Here is a 16,735-nt window from a genome sequence, read left to right on the forward strand (position 1 = left end):
TGGTCGGGTGCTCAGCGGCCGGTCATCTTCGGTGCGAACAGCTTCGCGATGAGACGCGCCAGCAGGTTCAGCACCATGACGATGAGGATGAGGGTGAGCGCGGCGGCCCAGGCGCGGGCGACGGCCGCATCCGGGTTCGTGCCCTGGTTCATGTACTGGTTGTAGGCGAACACCGGAAGGGTCATCATCTGACCGCTGAAGATGTTCGTGTTCAGGCTCTGGGTGAATCCGGCGGTGAGCAGCAGCGGGGCCGTCTCGCCGATCACGCGGGAGATGGCCAGCATGATCGAGGTCGTGATGCCGGCGATCGAGGTGGGGAGCACCACCTTCAGGATGGTCAGCCACTTCGGCACGCCCAGCGCGTACGACGCCTCGCGCAGCTCGTTCGGGACGATCTTCAGGAGCTCCTCGCTGCCGCGCACGACGACCGGGGTCATCAGCACGGCGAGGGCGAGGGCGCCCATGAAGCCCATCGAGATACCGGGGCCGACCAGCAGGGCGAACACGGCGTAGACGAAGAGACCGGCGACGATCGACGGGATGCCGGTCATCACGTCGACGAAGAAGGTGATGCCCTTCGCGAGCCGGCCGCGCCCGTACTCGACCAGGTAGATCGAGGTCATGAGTCCGATCGGCACCGAGATGATCGTCGCGGTGAGCGTGATCATCACGGTGCCCCAGATCGCGTGCACGATGCCGCCGCCGTCGCCGACGACGTTGCGCATGGAGTAGCTGAAGAACTCGGCGTCGAACCGCTCGATGCCGTTCGCCACCACGGTCCACAGCAGCGAGACCAGGGGCAGCAGCGCGATCAGGAACGCGGTGGCGACCAGGGCGGTCATCAGGCGATCGACGGCCTTGCGGCGGCTCTCGACGATCGAGGAGATCACGGTGATGATCACCATGTAGAGCAGGATGCCGACGATCACCGTTCCGGCGATGTTGAAGTCGGCCAGGCTCGACCCCGCGGCGGCGACGCCGAAGACGGCGGCGGAGATGACGAAGGAGCCGGCGAGGAGGGCCCAGGGCGCCCACTTGGGCAGTCGGCCGGAGGTGAGGACCGCCGTGTGCGGCGTGACGGGAGCAGCGGTGAGGGTGGTCATGTCAGTTCGCTCCCGAGAACTCGGCGCGGCGGGCGACGATCCAGCGCGCCAGCGCATTGACCGCGAAGGTCACGACGAAGAGGATGAGGCCGGTGGCGATGAGGGTGTTGACGCCCGTGTCGTGCGCCTCGGGGAAGGCGAGCGCGATGTTCGCGGGGATGGGCGTCGGGTTCGTCGAGGTGAGCACGAGGAAGCTGACGACCGCGGAGGGGGAGAGGACCATGGTCACGGCCATGGTCTCGCCGAGTGCGCGTCCGAGGGCGAGCATCGCTGCGGAGACCATGCCGCCGCGGGCGAACGGCAGGACCGCCATGCGCACCATCTCCCAGCGCGTCGATCCGAGCGCGAGCGCGGCCTCCTCGTGCAGCTTCGGAGTCTGCAGGAAGACCTCGCGGCAGATCGCTGTCATGATCGGGATGCACATCACGGCGAGCACGAGCGATGCGGTGAGGATGGTCTTGCCGGTCGACGAGACCTGGCCCTGGAAGAACGGCACCCACGAGGCGTTCGTGTTCAGCCAGGCGTAGATCGGCTGCAGGAGGGGCGCGAGCACCAGACCGCCCCAGAGGCCGAAGACCACCGAGGGGACGGCGGCCAGCAGGTCGATGATGTAGCCGAGGAACGCGGCCAGACGCCGGTGGGCGTAGTGCGAGATGAACAGCGCGATGCCGATCGCGATCGGAGCGGCGATGAGCAGCGCGATGAACGACGCCCAGAGCGTTCCGAAGACGAGCGGACCCACATAGGTCCAGAAGGACTCGCCGCGGAGGATGTGGTTGTCGCTCGTGTCGAGCTGGAACGCCGGGATGCTCTGGATGACGAGGAAGGCGGCGACGAGCACCAGGACGATGAGGATGACCACCCCCGCCCCGAGCGCGGTGCCGGAGAAGACCCGGTCGCCGAGTCGCTGCTTGGCCTTGATCGGTGCGGGCGGCGCCTTGGTCGGTGCCGGAGTCGGCGCCTGCGCGGTCGTGCTCATGATCTCCCTGTTTCGGGCCGGGTCGAGGTGGAGCGGGTGCTGACCCGGCGGAGCCCCCGCGTCCGATCGGGACGCGGGGGCACCGCCGTCAGTGGGTGGGCGGGATCAGCCGACCTGGATCAGATCGATCGCGGCGAGCACCTGCTCGCGCAGACCCTCCGAGATCGGTGCGCTGCCGGCGTTGTCGGCAGCGGCCTTCTGACCGTCCTCGCTCGCGATGTAGGAGAAGTACTCCTTCACGAGCTCGGCGACGTTGGTGTCCTCGTACTGCTCGCAGCCGATCAGGTAGCTGACCAGCGCGATCGGGTAGGCGCCGTCCGCGGCGGATGCCGGGTCGACATCGAAGACGAGGTCGCCCTCGCCGCGGCCCTCGACCAGCGGCGAGCCCTCGACGAGCTTCGCGGCAGCCTCGGCCGAGTAGGCGACGAAGTCCTCGCCGACGCCCACGTGCACCTGGCCGAGGTCGCCGACCTGCGACGCGTCGGCGAAGCCGATCGCACCGTTGCCGGCGCCGATCGCCTGGACGACACCCGAGGTGCCCTGAGCGGCTTCGCCGCCCTGGATCGGCCAGACATCGGCCGGCTCGTAGGTCCAGACGTCACCGGCGGTGGCGCTGAGGTACTTCGTGAACGTCTCCTGCGTGCCCGAGGGGTCGGAGCGGTGGACCGGCGAGATGGCCAGGTCGGGCAGCTTGACGCCGTCGTTCAGGTCGGCGATGGCCGGGTCGTTCCAGTTGGTGATGGTGCCCGCGAAGATGCCCGCGATGGTGGCGGCATCCAGGTTCAGGGTGTCGACGCCCTCGAGGTTGAATGCGACCGCGACGGGGGAGATGTAGAGCGGGACCTCGACGATGTCGTCGGTCGTGCAGGCGCCGAAGCCCCCGGCTGCGACCTCTTCGTCGTTGAACGCGCGGTCGGAGCCGATGAAGTTGCTGCCGCCTTCGAGGAAGTTCTCACGACCCGTGCCCGAACCGGTGGGCTCGTAGTTGACGGTGACGTCGGGGTTCGCGGTCTGGAACGCGGCGACCCAGGCCTCCTGGGCGGCGGTCTGCGAGGACGCGCCGGTCGCGTCGATGGTGCCGGAGAGCGTGGACTCCGAGGGCTGGTCGGCGGAGCCGCCGGTGCCGCCTTCGTTCGCGGCACAGCCGGCGAGTGCGAGAGCGGCGACGGCGCCGATGGCGCCGATTCGTGCGATTCGGGAGATCTTCACTGTGGATCCTTCGATCTTGGAGGGTGGGGCCCGGTGCAGGGCACACAGTGACGCTAAGTGCGGCGGTTAACGAGACTCTCCCGCGCAGGTGAACGGCAGGTGAACGACGAGCGACTCTCTGGGGCGGACCCGGAGGATTGCGGGGGACGCGCGAGGTCGTCAGACCTTGGGGATGTGGGTCTCGATCGAGATGATGCCGGAGCCGGGGTTCGTGGCGGAGAGGTGCACGACCGAGAAGGCCCCGGGCTCGAGGTCGGCCGCGCTGCTGAGATAGGACCCCTGGATGGTGCCGGTCGCGAGAGCGATCTCCGACAGCAGGCCGGGGAGCACAGGGCCGTGACTGCAGAGCACGGCCGGCTTCCCGGCACGGACACGGCGGCCGACGACGGCACGGAGATCGGAGGTGCCGTCCTCCCACGCGTCCTGGCTGATCTTCTCGGTCTTCACGAGTTTGCGATCGAGGGCCTTGGCGAGCGGTCTGACCGTCTCGATGCATCGCACGGCATCGCTGGTGACGATCTTGCGGGCGCCGAAGGCGTGCAGCGGACCCACGATCGAGGCCGCCTGCTTCCGTCCGCGCTCGGTCAGCGGACGTGCGGCATCCGTGCCGTCCCACTCCGACCGCGACAGAGCCTTCGCATGCCGCAGGGCGATCACCGGGAACGTGCGCAGGACGCCGTCTTCGACGAGGTTCGTGAAGAAGTCGAGGATCTCGAGGTCCACCGGGTAGCTGAGCCGCTCCCGCGCCTTCTTGGCGCTCACCCACTCCACCGCGGCGATCTCGCGATTCGGCACGAACGTGGACGTGCGGATCGCGTCGTCGGTGGCCTCGGCTGCCCAGTAGTGCACGACCTTCTGCTTCTGCGAGGCGAGGTGATAGCGGCTCACGCCCACCGGCACGCCCAGGGACACCCGGATGCCGGTCTCCTCGTGCACCTCGCGCACGGCCGTCTCGGCGAGCATCTCGCCCGGGTCGACCTTGCCCTTGGGGAGCGTGACGTCGCGGTACTTCGTGCGGTGGATCAACAGGATGCGGAGCTTGCCGTCGACGATGCGCCAGACCACGGCGCCCGCGGCGTACACGGCCTTGTCGGTCCACTTCGACGCCGGGGGCGGCGTCCGCTCGGCCCGAGCCCTCTGCTCCTGCCGGACCGTCATCGCACCGCCCGTGCGCGGCGCCGCCGCTGGATCAACCCCATGGTCTTATCCTGCAGGTCGACGAGCGGCTTGCCGTCGGCATCCTCGGCGTGCCGCGTCCACACGCCCTCCGCGCCGAGGTGCCACGAAGTGGTGCCGGCGTCCATGGCGAGGTCGAAGAACGACAGCAGCTCCTTGAGGTGGGCGGGGTCCGAGACGCGCACGAGCGCCTCGACCCGACGGTCGAGGTTGCGGTGCATCATGTCGGCGCTGCCGATGTAGACCTGCGGGTCGCCGTCGTTCTCGAAGGCGAAGATGCGCGAGTGCTCCAGATACCGGCCCAGGATGCTGCGCACCGTGATGTTGTCGCTGATCCCCTCGAGGTCGGTCCGGAGGCTGCAGATGCCGCGCACCCACACCTCGACCTTCACCCCGGCGGCGCTGGCGCGGTACAGGGCGTCGATGATCTCCTCGTCGACCATCGAGTTGACCTTGATGCGGATGTGCGCGGGCTTGCCGGCCTCGGCGTTCTTGCGCTCGGCGTCGATCTGGCGCACCAGGCCCTTGCGCAGGTGGAGCGGCGCGACGAGCAGGCGCTTGAACTTCTTCTCGATCGCGTAGCCGCTGAGCTCGTTGAAGAGGCGGGTGAGGTCCTTGCCGACCTGCGCGTCGGCCGTGAACAGACCGAAGTCCTCGTAGATGCGGCTGGTCTTCGGGTTGTAGTTGCCCGTGCCGACGTGGGAGTAGTGCTGGAGCTTGCCGTCCTCCTCGCGGATGACGAGGGCGAGCTTGCAGTGGGTCTTCAGACCGACCAGACCGTAGACGACGTGCACGCCGGCCTTTTCCAGCTTGCGGGCCCAGACGATGTTGTTCGCCTCGTCGAAACGGGCCTTCACCTCGACCAGGGCGAGCACCTGCTTGCCGGCCTCGGCGGCGTCGATGAGCGCCTGCACGATCGGGCTGTCGCCCGACGTGCGGTACAGCGTCTGCTTGATCGCCAGCACGTGAGGATCGCGGGCCGCCTGCTCGAGGAACGCCTGCACGCTGGTCGTGAACGACTCGTACGGGTGGTGCACGAGCACGTCGGACTTGCGGATCGCCTTGAAGATGTCGGCGCGCGAGTTGGATCCGGTGGGCTGGAAGGCCACGGCCGTGGTGGGCAGGTGCGGCGGGTAGCGCAGGTCCGGCCGGTCGATGCGGGACAGGTCGAAGAGACCGCGCAGGTCGAGAAGGCCCGGCAGGCGATAGACCTCGAGGTCCGTGATGTCGAGCTCGCGGACCAGCAGGTCCATCGTGACCTCGTCCATGTCGTCGGTGATCTCGAGACGGATCGGCGGGCCGAAGCGTCGGCGGAGGAGCTCCGCCTCGAGAGCCTGGATGAGGTTCTCGCTCTCGTCCTCCTCGATCTCCACGTCTTCGTTGCGGGTGAGCCGGAACGCGTGGTGGTCGAGCACCTCCATGCCGGGGAAGAGGTCGCCCAGGTGGTTGGCGATCAGCTCCTCGAGGCGCAGGAACCTCTTGATCTCGCCGTGACCGGGGACCTCGACGAAGCGCGGGAGCATCGGCGGCACCTTGAGGCGGGCGAATTCCTGGCGGCCGGTACGGGCGTTGCGGATGCGGATGGCGAGGTTCAGCGAGAGACCGGAGATGTACGGGAAGGGGTGGGCGGGGTCGACCGCCAGGGGCATCAGCACGGGGAAGACCTGCGCGCCGAAGTAGTCCGACAGCGCGGAGCGCTCCTCCTCGGTGAGCTCGGACCAGTCGGTGATCTCGATCCCGGCATCCGCGAGGGCGGGACGGACGAGGTCGGTCCATGCCGCGGCATGGCGCAGCTGCAGGGCGTGCGCCTCACGGGAGATGTCGGCGAGGGCGTCGACGGGGGAGCGGCCGATGTTCGTGGGCACCGCGAGGCCGGTCATGATGCGTCGCTTGAGACCCGCGACGCGGACCATGAAGAACTCGTCGAGGTTGCTGGCGAAGATCGCCAGGAAGTTCGCCCGCTCGAGCTCGGGCAGCGACGGATCCTCGGCGAGCTCCAGCACGCGCTGGTTGAACGCCAGCCAGCTCAGCTCCCGGTCGAGGTACCGGTGGTCAGGGAGCAGGGCGTCGGGCGACTCGACGGCGTCGAAGTCGTCGTCTTCGGCGTCACCGAGGCCGGCGTCGGTGAGTGCGGGATCGATCATGGGGTACATCTAATCACCGCGAGGTGACGCGCGTGTGAACGGACCCGATCCGTTACCGGGCTGCCGCTACGGTCTCGTCTTCGTACACGTTGAACCGGTAGCCGACGTTGCGCACCGTTCCGATGATCTGCTCCTGGTCGCCCAGCTTCGCGCGGAGGCGGCGCACGTGCACGTCGACCGTGCGGGTGCCGCCGAAGTAGTCGTAGCCCCACACCTCGCTGAGCAGCTGCTCACGCGTGAAGACGCGCGACGGGTGGGTCGCGAGGAAGTGCAGCAGCTGGAACTCCTTGTAGGTGAGATCCAGCGGCTTGCCGCGCAGCTTCGCGGAGTAGGACTGCTCGTCGATCGTGACGCCGGAGGCCTGCACCCTGGAGGGTTCGGCGACCTCGTCGCGGCGGGCGAGCGCGAGCCGGATGCGCGCGTCGATCTCGGCGGGGCCGGCGGTCACGAGCAGGACGTCGTCGATTCCCCAGTCGCCGGAGAGGGCGCTCATGCCGCCCTCCGTGACGACGAGGAGCAGCGGGGCATCCTGCCCGGTGGCGCGGAGGAGGCGGCACAGCGACTTCGCGCCGACCAGGTCGTGGCGGCCGTCGACGACCACGACGTCATAATCCGGGGCGCTGACGAGCTGTGCCGGTTCGGCGGGGATCTGGCGGACCCGGTGGCTGAGCAGTTCGAGGGCGGGCAGAACCTGCTCCGACAGCGGAGCGTTGGTCAGAACCAGCACCAGGGCCACGCGCACTCCTCACCGGCGCGGGGGTCGACGCCGTGCCGCCATGATACCGGCACCGGATGCGCAACAATGGTGTCATGTCCGAACCAGCGCTCGCACCGCGTAATGCCCTCGTCGGCGTGGTCGCCGTGTGGGTCACCGCCTTCGTCGCGACCGTGGCCGTCGGGATCTTCGTGCCGGAGGAATGGCGCGTCCCGTGGATGCTCGTCGCCTTCGGCGGCATCGTGCTGCTCTCGTTCGCCGTGCAGCTCTGGTACGGCCGCACCCAGGGGTTCATCTTCCGGGTGGCCGGCAGCGTCACGGGCGCGCTCGTGCTGATGGGATTGATCTCGGTCGGCTTCGGCATCGCCGCGCTGCTGCCGACCTGACCTCCGCGTCCCGCCGCGCGGTAAGGTGGAGGCATGGACCTCATGGCGCTCGAAATCTTCTTCATCGGCCTGCTGGGCCTTGCGAGCCTCGCTATCGTCTTCGTCTCGGCCGTGGTTCTGCGCAACCTCTTCCGCGGCCAGCGCTGACGCATCGTGCTCGATCTGCCCACCGACCTCCCCGCCGACCTCGCCCCGCTCGCGTGGCTGATCGGCGTGTGGGCGGGCACCGGTGTCATCGACTACCCCGTCGGCGACGAGCGCCTGCAGGGCGAGTTCGTCCATCGGGTCAGCTTCAGTCATGACGGCGGCCCGTACCTCAACTACTCGGGGACCGCGACGTTCACCGGCGAGGACCAGGCGGTGTCGATCCCGCTGATCGCCGAGACCGGATTCTGGCGCCTCTCGCGCCCGGCGTCCGCGGCGGACCCCGGTCCGGCGCTGCTTCCCCCGCAGGCCGATGTCGTCACCCGCACGGTCGACGACGTCGAGAGCCTGCGCGCGGCGAACGGCGCCTTCCCGATCGAGGTCTCGCTCGCGCATTCCGACGGCATGCTGGAGCTCTACCTGGGCGAGATCAACGGCCCGCGGGTCGACATCGCCTCGGATGCCGTCGTGCGCGCGGCCGGCACGAAGGACTACGGCGCGGCATCGCGCATGTACGGACTCGTCGACGGGCACATGCTGTGGGCGTGGGACATCGCGGCCCTCGGAACGCCGCTGCGCGCGCACGCCTCGGCGCGACTGGCCAAGGTCTGAGACGGGTGGGATCCGACGTGAGCGTGTTCGAGAGCTTCCCCGGAGCCGTCGGCGGCGATGCGGGCATCGCGCATTTCGGCGATCCGTTCCGCGAGCAGCGCCGCCTCGCGGCCGGTGACGCCGTCGTCGCGCTCGACGACCGCACCGCGATCGAGGTCTCGGGTCCGGAGCGGCTCGGCTGGCTCGACTCGATCACCTCGCAGGCCGTCGGTCGCCTGAGCGCGGGAGACAGCACCGAACTGCTGGTGCTCGACCCGCAAGGGCGTGTCGAGCACGCGGCCGGTGTCGTCGACGACGGAACGTCCACCTGGTTGATCGCCGACGCGGCGGATGCCGAGGCGCTCGCGACCTGGCTGACGCGGATGAAGTTCCGCACGCAGGCGAGCGTCGACGTGCGCGCGGACCTGGTGCTGCTGGGCTTCGTCGACGGCGGGTCCGCCGCTCGAGCCGTGCATGCCGCTGCCGCGTCGCACGACCGCCTCCCGCTCGTCTGGGAGGACCCGTGGCAGCAGGTCGCCCTGGGCGGCCACCAGTACGCCGAGATCGCGGATCACCCCGGCGCCTCGCTCGCGTGGCGCATCGCGGTGCTCTCGCCGGATGCCGCGGACGAACTGGCTGCGACCCTCGACCACGATGCCGCCGCAGGTCTCCTGGCCGCCGAGGCTCTGCGCATCGCCGCCTGGCGCCCGCGCTGGGCGGCAGAGGTCGACGACAGGTCGCTCCCGCACGAGTCGGACTGGATCCGCACCGCCGTGCACCTGAACAAGGGGTGCTATCGGGGGCAGGAGACCGTCGCCAAGGTCCACAACCTCGGACACCCGCCGCGTCGTCTCGCCGCTCTCCAGCTCGACGGCAGCGATGCCGTGCTGCCCGAGCCCGGGTCTCCCGTGTTCGCGGGCGATGACGAGATCGGCCACGTCACCTCGGTCGCCCGTCATCATGAAGACGGTCCGATCGCGCTCGCGATCCTGGCGCGACGCGCGCCGATCGGCGACCTCGTCGTGCGCGCCGACGGCATCGACATCGCCGCCTCGCAGCAGGTGATCGTGCCCGCGGATGCCGGGGCGACCGCCGACATCCCGCGCCTCACGCGGCTGTCACGTCGCCCGTCGGCGCCGGATCCCCGCGCCGCGAGCTAGGCGCGAGGCGAGTCGACCGGCGCCACGGCCGCCCACGGAAGCGTGAGCTCGCCGAGACGCCAGCGGCTGCGCCCGCCCACGATCGGCCAGCCCTGATCCCGCAGGGCGGCGACCGTCGCCAGGAACCGCTGGGTGGCGCCGAACGTCGCGAGCGCGGCCGCCCGATCCCACTCGCGGTCGAGGTCGACGAGGAGGGCGTGGATCCGTTCCCCCGGCACGTTGCGGTGGATCAGGGCCTTGGGCAGCCGCTCGGCGACGATGCTCGGATGCTCGAGCCCGGTCAGGCGCAGCGAGATCGTGAAGCGCACCGGGATCCCGTCGGGCTGCACGTCGGCCCAGCTCGCCACGCGACCGATCTCGTCGCACGTGCCCTCGACGAGGAGCCCGTCCGGCGCGAGTCGTGAAGCCGTCGTCCGCCAGGCGGCCGGCACGTCGGCCTCGTCGTACTGGCGCAGCACATTCATCGCGCGGATCACCGCAGGCCGCCGGCCGTCGGGGAGGGGGACCTCGAAGCCGCCGCGCGCGAACGAGACGCGGAGGTCGTGGGGGAAGCCCGTGCGGCCGGCGCGGACCTCGGCGAGCTGGGCATCGGCCGTCGCCACCCGCGCCGGGTCGATCTCGAGACCGCGCACCTCGGCATCCGGTCGGACTCCGCGCAGCCGTGCGGCCAGTTCGAACGCGGTGACACCGCTCGCTCCGTAACCGAGATCGACCACCAGCGGATCCGCGGCACGGCGGAACGCGGGGCTCGCGGCGATCCAGCGGTCGTTGCGGCGCAGCCGGTTCGTCCCGGTCGTGCCGCGCGTCGGCCGGCCGACGGGAGATGACGCCATGAGTAAATCCTCTCCCTCGATGAGCCCTCGGGCCAATCCGGAGCGGCCGTCGCGGATAAACTGGCCGCATGACTGCGACGCGCACCCTGATCCTGCTCCGCCACGGCCGGAGCGAGTGGAACGAACGGAACCTGTTCACCGGCTGGGTGGACGTCCGCCTGAACGAGCAGGGGGAGAAGGAGGCCCGCCGCGGCGGTGAGCTGCTCGCCGAGTCCGGCATCCTGCCCGACGTGCTGCACACGTCGCTCCTGAGCCGGGCGATCCAGACGGCGAACATCGCGCTCGACGCCGCCGACCGGCTGTGGATCCCCGTGACCCGCTCGTGGCGGCTCAACGAGCGCCACTACGGCGCCCTGCAGGGCAAGGACAAGGCGCAGACGCTCGAGGAGTTCGGCCCCGAGCAGTTCCAGCTGTGGCGCCGCTCCTTCGACGTGCCGCCGCCCGTGCTCGACGACGCGAGCGAGTTCAGCCAGGTGAACGACCCGCGCTACGCCGGGATCGACGGAGAGGTGCCGCGCACCGAATCGCTCAAGCTCGTGATCGACCGGCTGCTGCCGTACTGGGAGAGTGCGATCGTCCCCGACCTCGAGGCCGGCAAGACCGTGCTCGTCACGGCGCACGGCAACTCGCTGCGCGGTCTCGTCAAGCACCTCGAGGGCATCAGCGACGCCGACATCGCCGAGCTGAACATCCCCACCGGCATCCCGCTCGTCTACGAGCTCGACGAGAACAACGTCCCCACCGGTCCCGGCCGCTACCTCGACCCGGAGGCCGCTGCCGCCGGTGCCGCAGCGGTCGCCGCGCAAGGCAAGAAGTAGCACCACGCAGAAGAGGGGGGCGGATGCTGTCACAGCATCCGCCCCCCTCTTCTGCGTGCGCGTCAGGCGTGCCCGAGCTCCTGCTGCTGCTCGACGGCCAGAGCGATCTCGGCCTCGGAGACCTGCCAGTCGCCCGTGGCGAGGTAGACCATCTTCTTGGCGACCGCGACCGCGTGGTCGGCGAAGCGCTCGTGGTACCGGCTGGCGAGGGTGGCATCGACCGTCGCCGTCGCCTCTCCCTTCCAGTTGTCGCTGAGCACCTTCTCGAAGACGCTGGCGTGCAGCTCGTCGACGTCGTCGTCCGCGTTGCGGATCGTGTCGGCGAAGCGCAGGTCGCCGGTGCGGAGGAGCTCGGAGAGCGTGCGGGAGATCTCGACGTCGAGCTCGCCCATCTTCACGAAGGTGCCCTTGAGGCCCTTCGGGATGGCGCGCTCGGGGAACCGCAGGCGAGCGAGCTGGGCGATGTGCTCGGACATGTCGCCCATCCGCTCCAGCGAGGCGCTCACCCGCAGCGCCGTGACGACGATGCGGAGGTCGCGGGCGACGGGCTGCTGGCGAGCGAGGATCTCGATGGCCTGCTCGTCGAGCGTGACCGCGAGCGCGTCGATCTTGGCGTCGTCGGCGATGACCTCTTCGGCCAGGGCGACGTCGCTGGTCGCGAACGCGCGAGTCGCCTTGTCGATCGAGACCGTGACGAGGTCCGCGATCTCGACGAGGCGGGACTGCAGGTCCTCGAGGGACTGGTGGAAGACTTCGCGCATGGTGGGGCGCAACCTTTCATTGGGATCTCGGCTGTGTGCACGGCGCGAGACGGCGGTTCGTCCGCACGGGGGCAGGTCCACGCTCTCGCGCAGGCCCGAAGAGATTGTGTGCTCCGAAGGTTAACGAACGGTGCCCAGCACGTGAATAGTACTTCTCGCGTTGCCGTCAGGGCGCAGGAACCCGCTGTTCGGACGGTGAACGCACTCTACGCTGGAGTCATGACCCTGCCGCAGCTCGCGCTGTCTTCACTCGCCATCGGGCTGGTGATCGGCATCGGCCTCTCTCTCCTCGTGGTGTGGGCGTACCGTGCCCGCGCGCGGGCCGAGGAGGAGACATCGCTCGCGATCCCCGCCGGGATCACCGATGTCCTCGGCAGCATGGACGACGCCGCCTGCGTGGTCGACTCCTCCGGTCTGGTCCTCGCCGTCTCGCAGGCGGCGACCCGCTTCGGCATCGAGGTCGGCTCCACGCTCGACAACCCCGAGCTCCGCCAGCTCGTGCGCGCCGCGAAGGCCACGGGGGGGTCGACCACCGAGTCGTTCCGCATCACCCGCGGCGGGCTGAGCCTCGATCCGCGGCTCGTCTCGGCCCGGGCGAGCGTGATCGGTGCGCGTCTGGTGCTGCTGATCATCCGCGACGTCACGGAGCAGGAGCGACTCGACCAGATGCGGCGAGACTTCGTGGCGAACACCAGTCACGAGCTGAAGACGCCCGTGGGTGCGGTCAGCCTCCTCGCGGAAGCCATCGAGTCCGCGGCAGACGATCCGGCGCAGGTGCGCATCTTCGCCGCGCGGATCTCCGCGGAGGCCGGACGTCTCGGCCAGCTCACGGGACGGATCATGAGCCTGTCGCGGCTGCAGGCGGAGGGCGGGCTCACCGAGGTCGCATCCGTCTCGATCGACGAGGTGATCGCGTCGTCGATCGAGGCCCACGTCGTCCAGGCCGACTCCGCCGGTGTGGAGCTCGCCCGCGGCGGCGATCGCGGCGTCTGGGTGCGCGGCGACGCGCAGATCCTGGTCGAGGCCGTCGGGAACCTGATCGCGAACGCCATCGTCTACTCGCCCCGCGGATCGCGGGTCGGTGTCGGGGTCAAGGCCGACGCCGAGGTCGTCGAGATCGCGGTGTCCGATCAGGGCATCGGCATCGCCGAGGCAGACCGCGAGCGCATCTTCGAGCGCTTCTACCGCGCGGACGAGGCCCGGTCGCGGCGCACCGGCGGCACCGGTCTGGGATTGTCGATCGTCAAGCACGCGACGCAGCGGCACGGCGGCGAGGTGCGCCTGTGGTCACGTCCGGGTCGCGGCTCCACGTTCACGATCCGGCTTCCCCGGATCGACACCCCCGGGCACATCGACTCGGACAAGAAGAGCAAGAAGAAGCGCGCGCGCAAAGCGGCCAAGACCGCCTCCGCCCGCGTTCGAAACGGAGAGAGAGCATGACCCGCATCCTTCTGGTCGAGGACGAGCCCGACCTCGCCGACCCCCTCGCCTATCTGCTGCGCCGGGAGGGCTACGAGGTGGAGATCGCCGAGGACGGCCCCGGGGCGCTCACGGCGTTCCGGGAGCGCGGTGCCGACATCGTGCTGCTCGATCTGATGCTGCCGGGGATGCCGGGCACCGAGGTGTGCCGCCAGATCCGGTCGACGTCGGCCGTGCCGATCATCATGCTGACCGCCAAGGACTCCGAGGTCGACATCGTGGTGGGCCTCGAGCTCGGTGCCGACGACTACATCACCAAGCCGTACTCCTCGCGGGAGCTGCTCGCGCGCATGCGCGCGGTGCTCCGTCGGGTGGTCCAGGCCGACAGCGAGCTCGACGAGCGGGTGCTCGACGGCGGACGCGTCTCGCTCGACATCGACCGGCACACCGTCGCGGTCGCCGGCGCTCAGATCAACATGCCGCTCAAGGAATTCGAGCTTCTCGAGGTGCTGATGCGCAACTCGGGTCGCGTGCTCACGCGCGGACAGCTCATCGACCGCGTGTGGGGCAGCGACTACTTCGGCGACACCAAGACGCTCGACGTGCACATCAAGCGCATCCGCTCGCGCATCGAGGAGAACCCGAGCGAGCCGGTGATGCTCGTGACCGTGCGCGGTCTGGGGTACCGCTTCGAGGGCTGAGCCCCCGCGAGACGAAGAAGAGGCCGGCACCCCAGGGGTGCCGGCCTCTTCTGTCTCCGTCAGCGACGGATCACTCCGCGGGAGCGGGAGCGGCGGTGTCGGTGGGGACGGGCGTCGGCTGCGGCGCGCGCTCGCTGACGTCCGGGACCAGGTCCGCGTAGTAGGGGAGTGCGCCGTCGAGGACGGGCACCTCGGTCTTGACGCCGGTGGCGTCGCCCGACTGGAAGTGGATCTCGACCGTCGCGCCCGGCTTGGTGTCGAGATCGACGATGCGGAGGGGCTCCTCGTCGGCGCCGAGGCTCACCGTCTCGCCGGCGGGGACGGTGACAGTCAACTCGTCGATGCCCTCGAGGGTGATCGTGAGCGTGGCCTTCTCGTCGGTCGGGTTCACGATCGCGGCGATCAGGTTGCCGACCGAGCCGTCTTCCGTCGCGACGATGAAGACGTTGCGGACGTCGATCGGAGCGTCGGGGTCGGAGACGTTCACGCCGTCCGAGGCGGCGTACTCGATCTTCGTCGCCTGGGGCGAGATGAACGTGCATCCCGTCGCGCCGAGAAGAACGACGGCGCTGAGGGCGGCAGACGCAACAAGGCGCGATTTCACGGGTCCTCCTGAGGTCCGGCGGGGTATCCGCAACCATTCTACGGGTATGCGGGCAGGCGCTCAGGGACGCCGAGGCGCGAACCTTAGCGCATATTCCCTGTGGTATCCTTGAGGTTGCCGAAAGGACACGTTTTTATGCTTTTTGAGGTTGGCGAGACCGTCGTCTATCCGCACCATGGCGCTGCGACCATCATCGAGGTCAAGGAACGCATCATCAAGGGTGAGGCGAAGAAATATCTGAAGCTCAACGTCACGCAGGGCGATCTCATCATCGAGGTTCCGGCGGAGAATGTCGACCTGGTCGGCGTCCGCGACGTGATCGGCAAGGAGGGCCTCGACCATGTGTTCGAGGTGCTGCGCGCCCCGTTCACGGAAGAGCCGACCAACTGGTCGCGTCGTTACAAGGCGAACCTCGAGAAGCTCGCCTCCGGCGATGTCATCAAGGTCAGCGAGGTCGTCCGCGACCTGTGGCGTCGTGACCAGGACCGCGGACTCTCCGCAGGAGAGAAGCGCATGCTGGCCAAGGCGCGCCAGATCCTCATCTCCGAGCTCGCGCTCGCCGAGAAGACCGACGAGGACAAGGCGGGCGCACTGCTCGACGAGGTCCTCGCCTCCTGAGGCGTCGCACGCCTGAATAACACGTCCACGAGGGGCGGATGCATCGTGCATCCGCCCCTTCGTCGTGCCCGGCCACGCGGTAGCGTGAGACGGTGACTCTGCTCCCTGTTCCCGACACCGCGATCATCGTGGTCGCCGCCGGTTCCGGCACGCGACTGGATGCCGGGGCGCCGAAGGCCCTGGTCGGCATCGATGCGCACTCGATCCTGCGCCACGCGCTCGACGGCGTCTTCGCCGCTGCTCCCGCGCAGGTGATCGTCGTCGCGCCGCCCGGGTACGAAGGCGACGCGGAGGCCGAGCTGGACGCCGCCGCGGGGAAGCGCCGCGACCTCGGTCGGGTCGTGGTCGGCGGCGCGACCCGACAGCTCTCCGTCGCAGCGGGACTCGACGCGCTCTGGGGCGACGTGACGACCGTGCTCGTGCACGATGCGGCCCGCGCTCTCACGCCTCCGGCTCAGATCGACGCGGTCGCCGCCGCCGTGACGCCGGACACGGGCATCATCCCCGCGCTTCCCGTGGTCGACACCCTCAAGCGGGTCGATGCGGACGTGGTCGTCGGACCTGTCGATCGCGCGGAACTCGCCGCCGCGCAGACCCCGCAGGGATTCCCCCGGGCGCTTTTCGAGGAGGCGTACGCCCGCGCGCTCTCGTCGGGCATCGACTACACCGACGACGCGGCCCTCTTCGCGGTATCCGGTCATGCGGTGCGACACGTCGAGGGCTCCGCCCGCGCCTTCAAGATCACGACCCCCGCCGACCTCGAGCGGGCGCGGCACCTGCTCGCTGCGGCGGCTCCGGTCCCCGCCCCCTCAGCCGGTCCGGCATCCGGATTCGGCGTGCCGCGCGTCGGCATCGGGACCGATGTGCACGCGTTCGGGGGAGAGGGCGACCTCTGGCTGGCCGGGTTGCCGTGGCCGGGGGAGCAGGCCCTGTCCGGGCACTCCGACGGCGACGCCGTGGCGCACGCGATCGTCGATGCGCTGCTGGGCGCTGCGGGGCTCGGCGACATCGGCGAGCACTTCGGAACCGCGCATCCGGAGTACGCCGGGGCGCACGCCGCGGTGTTCCTCTCCCGCACGCGGGAGCTGCTGACGGATGCCGGCTTCGTGATCGGCAACGTCTCGGCGCAGTTCCAGGGCAACCGGCCGCGATTCAGCGCGCGTCGGGCCGAAGCCGAAGCGGTCCTCTCCGAGGCCCTCGGCGGGGCTCCTGTCTCGGTCACGGCCACCACGACGGACGGGCTCGGATTCCCGGGTCGCGGGGAGGGCATCTCCGTCACCGCGATCGCCCTCGTCGTCCCGGACGTCTCCCGGAGAGTGTGACGTTTCGCGGAACTTTCTCCCCGATCCCTCCGCGATTCGTCACATGTTCCGC

17 protein-coding genes are annotated in these 16,735 nt (G+C 69.6%); 8 read left to right on the forward strand and 9 right to left on the reverse strand.

The window, feature by feature from the left end; genetic code table 11:
* Window positions 1–11: 11 nt before the first annotated feature.
* From pstA to DC434_RS13595, 6 genes are all read right to left on the reverse strand, one after another.
* Window positions 12–1,103 (reverse strand): phosphate ABC transporter permease PstA, encoded by a 1,092-nt coding sequence (gene pstA / locus DC434_RS13570; protein WP_116635804.1) that lies wholly within the window; start codon window positions 1,101–1,103, stop codon window positions 12–14.
* Between the two features lies 1 nt (window position 1,104).
* On the reverse strand, window positions 1,105–2,082 hold the full coding sequence (gene pstC, locus DC434_RS13575) for a phosphate ABC transporter permease subunit PstC (RefSeq protein WP_116635805.1): 978 nt from the start codon (window positions 2,080–2,082) through the stop codon (window positions 1,105–1,107).
* Between the two features lie 105 nt (window positions 2,083–2,187).
* Window positions 2,188–3,291 (reverse strand): phosphate ABC transporter substrate-binding protein PstS, encoded by a 1,104-nt coding sequence (locus tag DC434_RS13580; protein WP_116635806.1) that lies wholly within the window; start codon window positions 3,289–3,291, stop codon window positions 2,188–2,190.
* 159 nt (window positions 3,292–3,450) lie between these two features.
* Complete coding sequence (locus tag DC434_RS13585) at window positions 3,451–4,449, reverse strand: NUDIX hydrolase (RefSeq protein ID WP_243408935.1); 999 nt, start codon at window positions 4,447–4,449, stop codon at window positions 3,451–3,453.
* A complete protein-coding gene (locus DC434_RS13590) occupies window positions 4,446–6,611 on the reverse strand; it encodes an RNA degradosome polyphosphate kinase (RefSeq protein ID WP_116635963.1) in 2,166 nt (721 codons plus the stop codon). The genes DC434_RS13585 and DC434_RS13590 overlap by 4 nt, the downstream gene beginning before the upstream one ends.
* A 52-nt stretch (window positions 6,612–6,663) precedes the next feature.
* Entirely contained in the window at window positions 6,664–7,347 is a 684-nt protein-coding gene (locus tag DC434_RS13595) for a response regulator transcription factor (protein WP_116635807.1), read from the reverse strand.
* 74 nt (window positions 7,348–7,421) lie between these two features.
* Between DC434_RS13595 and DC434_RS13600 the strand changes: the two genes are divergently transcribed.
* The 3 genes from DC434_RS13600 (at window position 7,422) to DC434_RS13610 (ending at window position 9,607) form a co-directional block, all read left to right on the forward strand.
* Window positions 7,422–7,712 (forward strand): hypothetical protein, encoded by a 291-nt coding sequence (locus DC434_RS13600; protein WP_116635964.1) that lies wholly within the window; start codon window positions 7,422–7,424, stop codon window positions 7,710–7,712.
* Window positions 7,713–7,865: 153 nt separating this feature from the next.
* Window positions 7,866–8,468 carry an FABP family protein gene (locus DC434_RS13605; protein ID WP_116635808.1) on the forward strand — a complete coding sequence of 201 codons (603 nt, stop codon included), beginning with the start codon at window positions 7,866–7,868 and terminating at the stop codon, window positions 8,466–8,468.
* Window positions 8,469–8,485: 17 nt separating this feature from the next.
* Window positions 8,486–9,607 carry a glycine cleavage T C-terminal barrel domain-containing protein gene (locus DC434_RS13610; RefSeq protein ID WP_243408936.1) on the forward strand — a complete coding sequence of 374 codons (1,122 nt, stop codon included), beginning with the start codon at window positions 8,486–8,488 and terminating at the stop codon, window positions 9,605–9,607.
* On the opposite strand, the gene DC434_RS13615 is transcribed toward DC434_RS13610, so the two are convergent.
* Window positions 9,604–10,440: a class I SAM-dependent methyltransferase gene (locus DC434_RS13615; RefSeq protein ID WP_116635809.1), complete on the reverse strand. Its 837-nt coding sequence runs from the start codon at window positions 10,438–10,440 to the stop codon at window positions 9,604–9,606. The genes DC434_RS13610 and DC434_RS13615 overlap by 4 nt on opposite strands.
* A 68-nt stretch (window positions 10,441–10,508) precedes the next feature.
* Here DC434_RS13615 and DC434_RS13620 point away from each other — a divergent pair, with 68 nt between their 5' ends.
* On the forward strand, window positions 10,509–11,258 hold the full coding sequence (locus DC434_RS13620; protein WP_116635810.1) for a phosphoglyceromutase: 750 nt from the start codon (window positions 10,509–10,511) through the stop codon (window positions 11,256–11,258).
* Between the two features lie 62 nt (window positions 11,259–11,320).
* Here the strand turns inward: DC434_RS13620 and phoU are convergent, their stop codons facing one another.
* On the reverse strand, window positions 11,321–12,019 hold the full coding sequence (gene phoU / locus DC434_RS13625) for a phosphate signaling complex protein PhoU (RefSeq protein ID WP_116635811.1): 699 nt from the start codon (window positions 12,017–12,019) through the stop codon (window positions 11,321–11,323).
* A gap of 219 nt (window positions 12,020–12,238) precedes the next feature.
* Here phoU and DC434_RS13630 point away from each other — a divergent pair, with 219 nt between their 5' ends.
* Both DC434_RS13630 and DC434_RS13635 read left to right on the forward strand, forming a co-directional pair.
* On the forward strand, window positions 12,239–13,459 hold the full coding sequence (locus DC434_RS13630) for an ATP-binding protein (protein ID WP_116635812.1): 1,221 nt from the start codon (window positions 12,239–12,241) through the stop codon (window positions 13,457–13,459).
* Window positions 13,456–14,139, forward strand: coding sequence for a response regulator transcription factor (locus DC434_RS13635; RefSeq protein WP_116635813.1), 684 nt, complete (start codon window positions 13,456–13,458; stop codon window positions 14,137–14,139). Before DC434_RS13630 ends, DC434_RS13635 begins: the two co-directional genes overlap by 4 nt.
* Before the next feature lie 70 nt (window positions 14,140–14,209).
* Here DC434_RS13635 and DC434_RS13640 read toward each other — a convergent pair whose 3' ends face one another.
* Window positions 14,210–14,743: a DNA modification methylase gene (locus tag DC434_RS13640; RefSeq protein ID WP_116635814.1), complete on the reverse strand. Its 534-nt coding sequence runs from the start codon at window positions 14,741–14,743 to the stop codon at window positions 14,210–14,212.
* Between the two features lie 135 nt (window positions 14,744–14,878).
* On the opposite strand from DC434_RS13640, the gene DC434_RS13645 reads away from it, so the two are divergent.
* Both DC434_RS13645 and ispD read left to right on the forward strand, forming a co-directional pair.
* A complete protein-coding gene (locus DC434_RS13645) occupies window positions 14,879–15,361 on the forward strand; it encodes a CarD family transcriptional regulator (protein WP_017201416.1) in 483 nt (160 codons plus the stop codon).
* Window positions 15,362–15,453: 92 nt separating this feature from the next.
* The gene (ispD, locus tag DC434_RS13650; protein ID WP_116635815.1) at window positions 15,454–16,683 is read left to right on the forward strand and encodes a 2-C-methyl-D-erythritol 4-phosphate cytidylyltransferase; all 1,230 of its coding nucleotides are present in this window, start codon (window positions 15,454–15,456) and stop codon (window positions 16,681–16,683) included.
* Window positions 16,684–16,735 lie beyond the last annotated feature (52 nt).

Origin of the sequence: Microbacterium sp. TPD7012 (assembly GCF_003075395.1) — a bacterium.
Classification (GTDB): domain Bacteria; phylum Actinomycetota; class Actinomycetes; order Actinomycetales; family Microbacteriaceae; genus Microbacterium.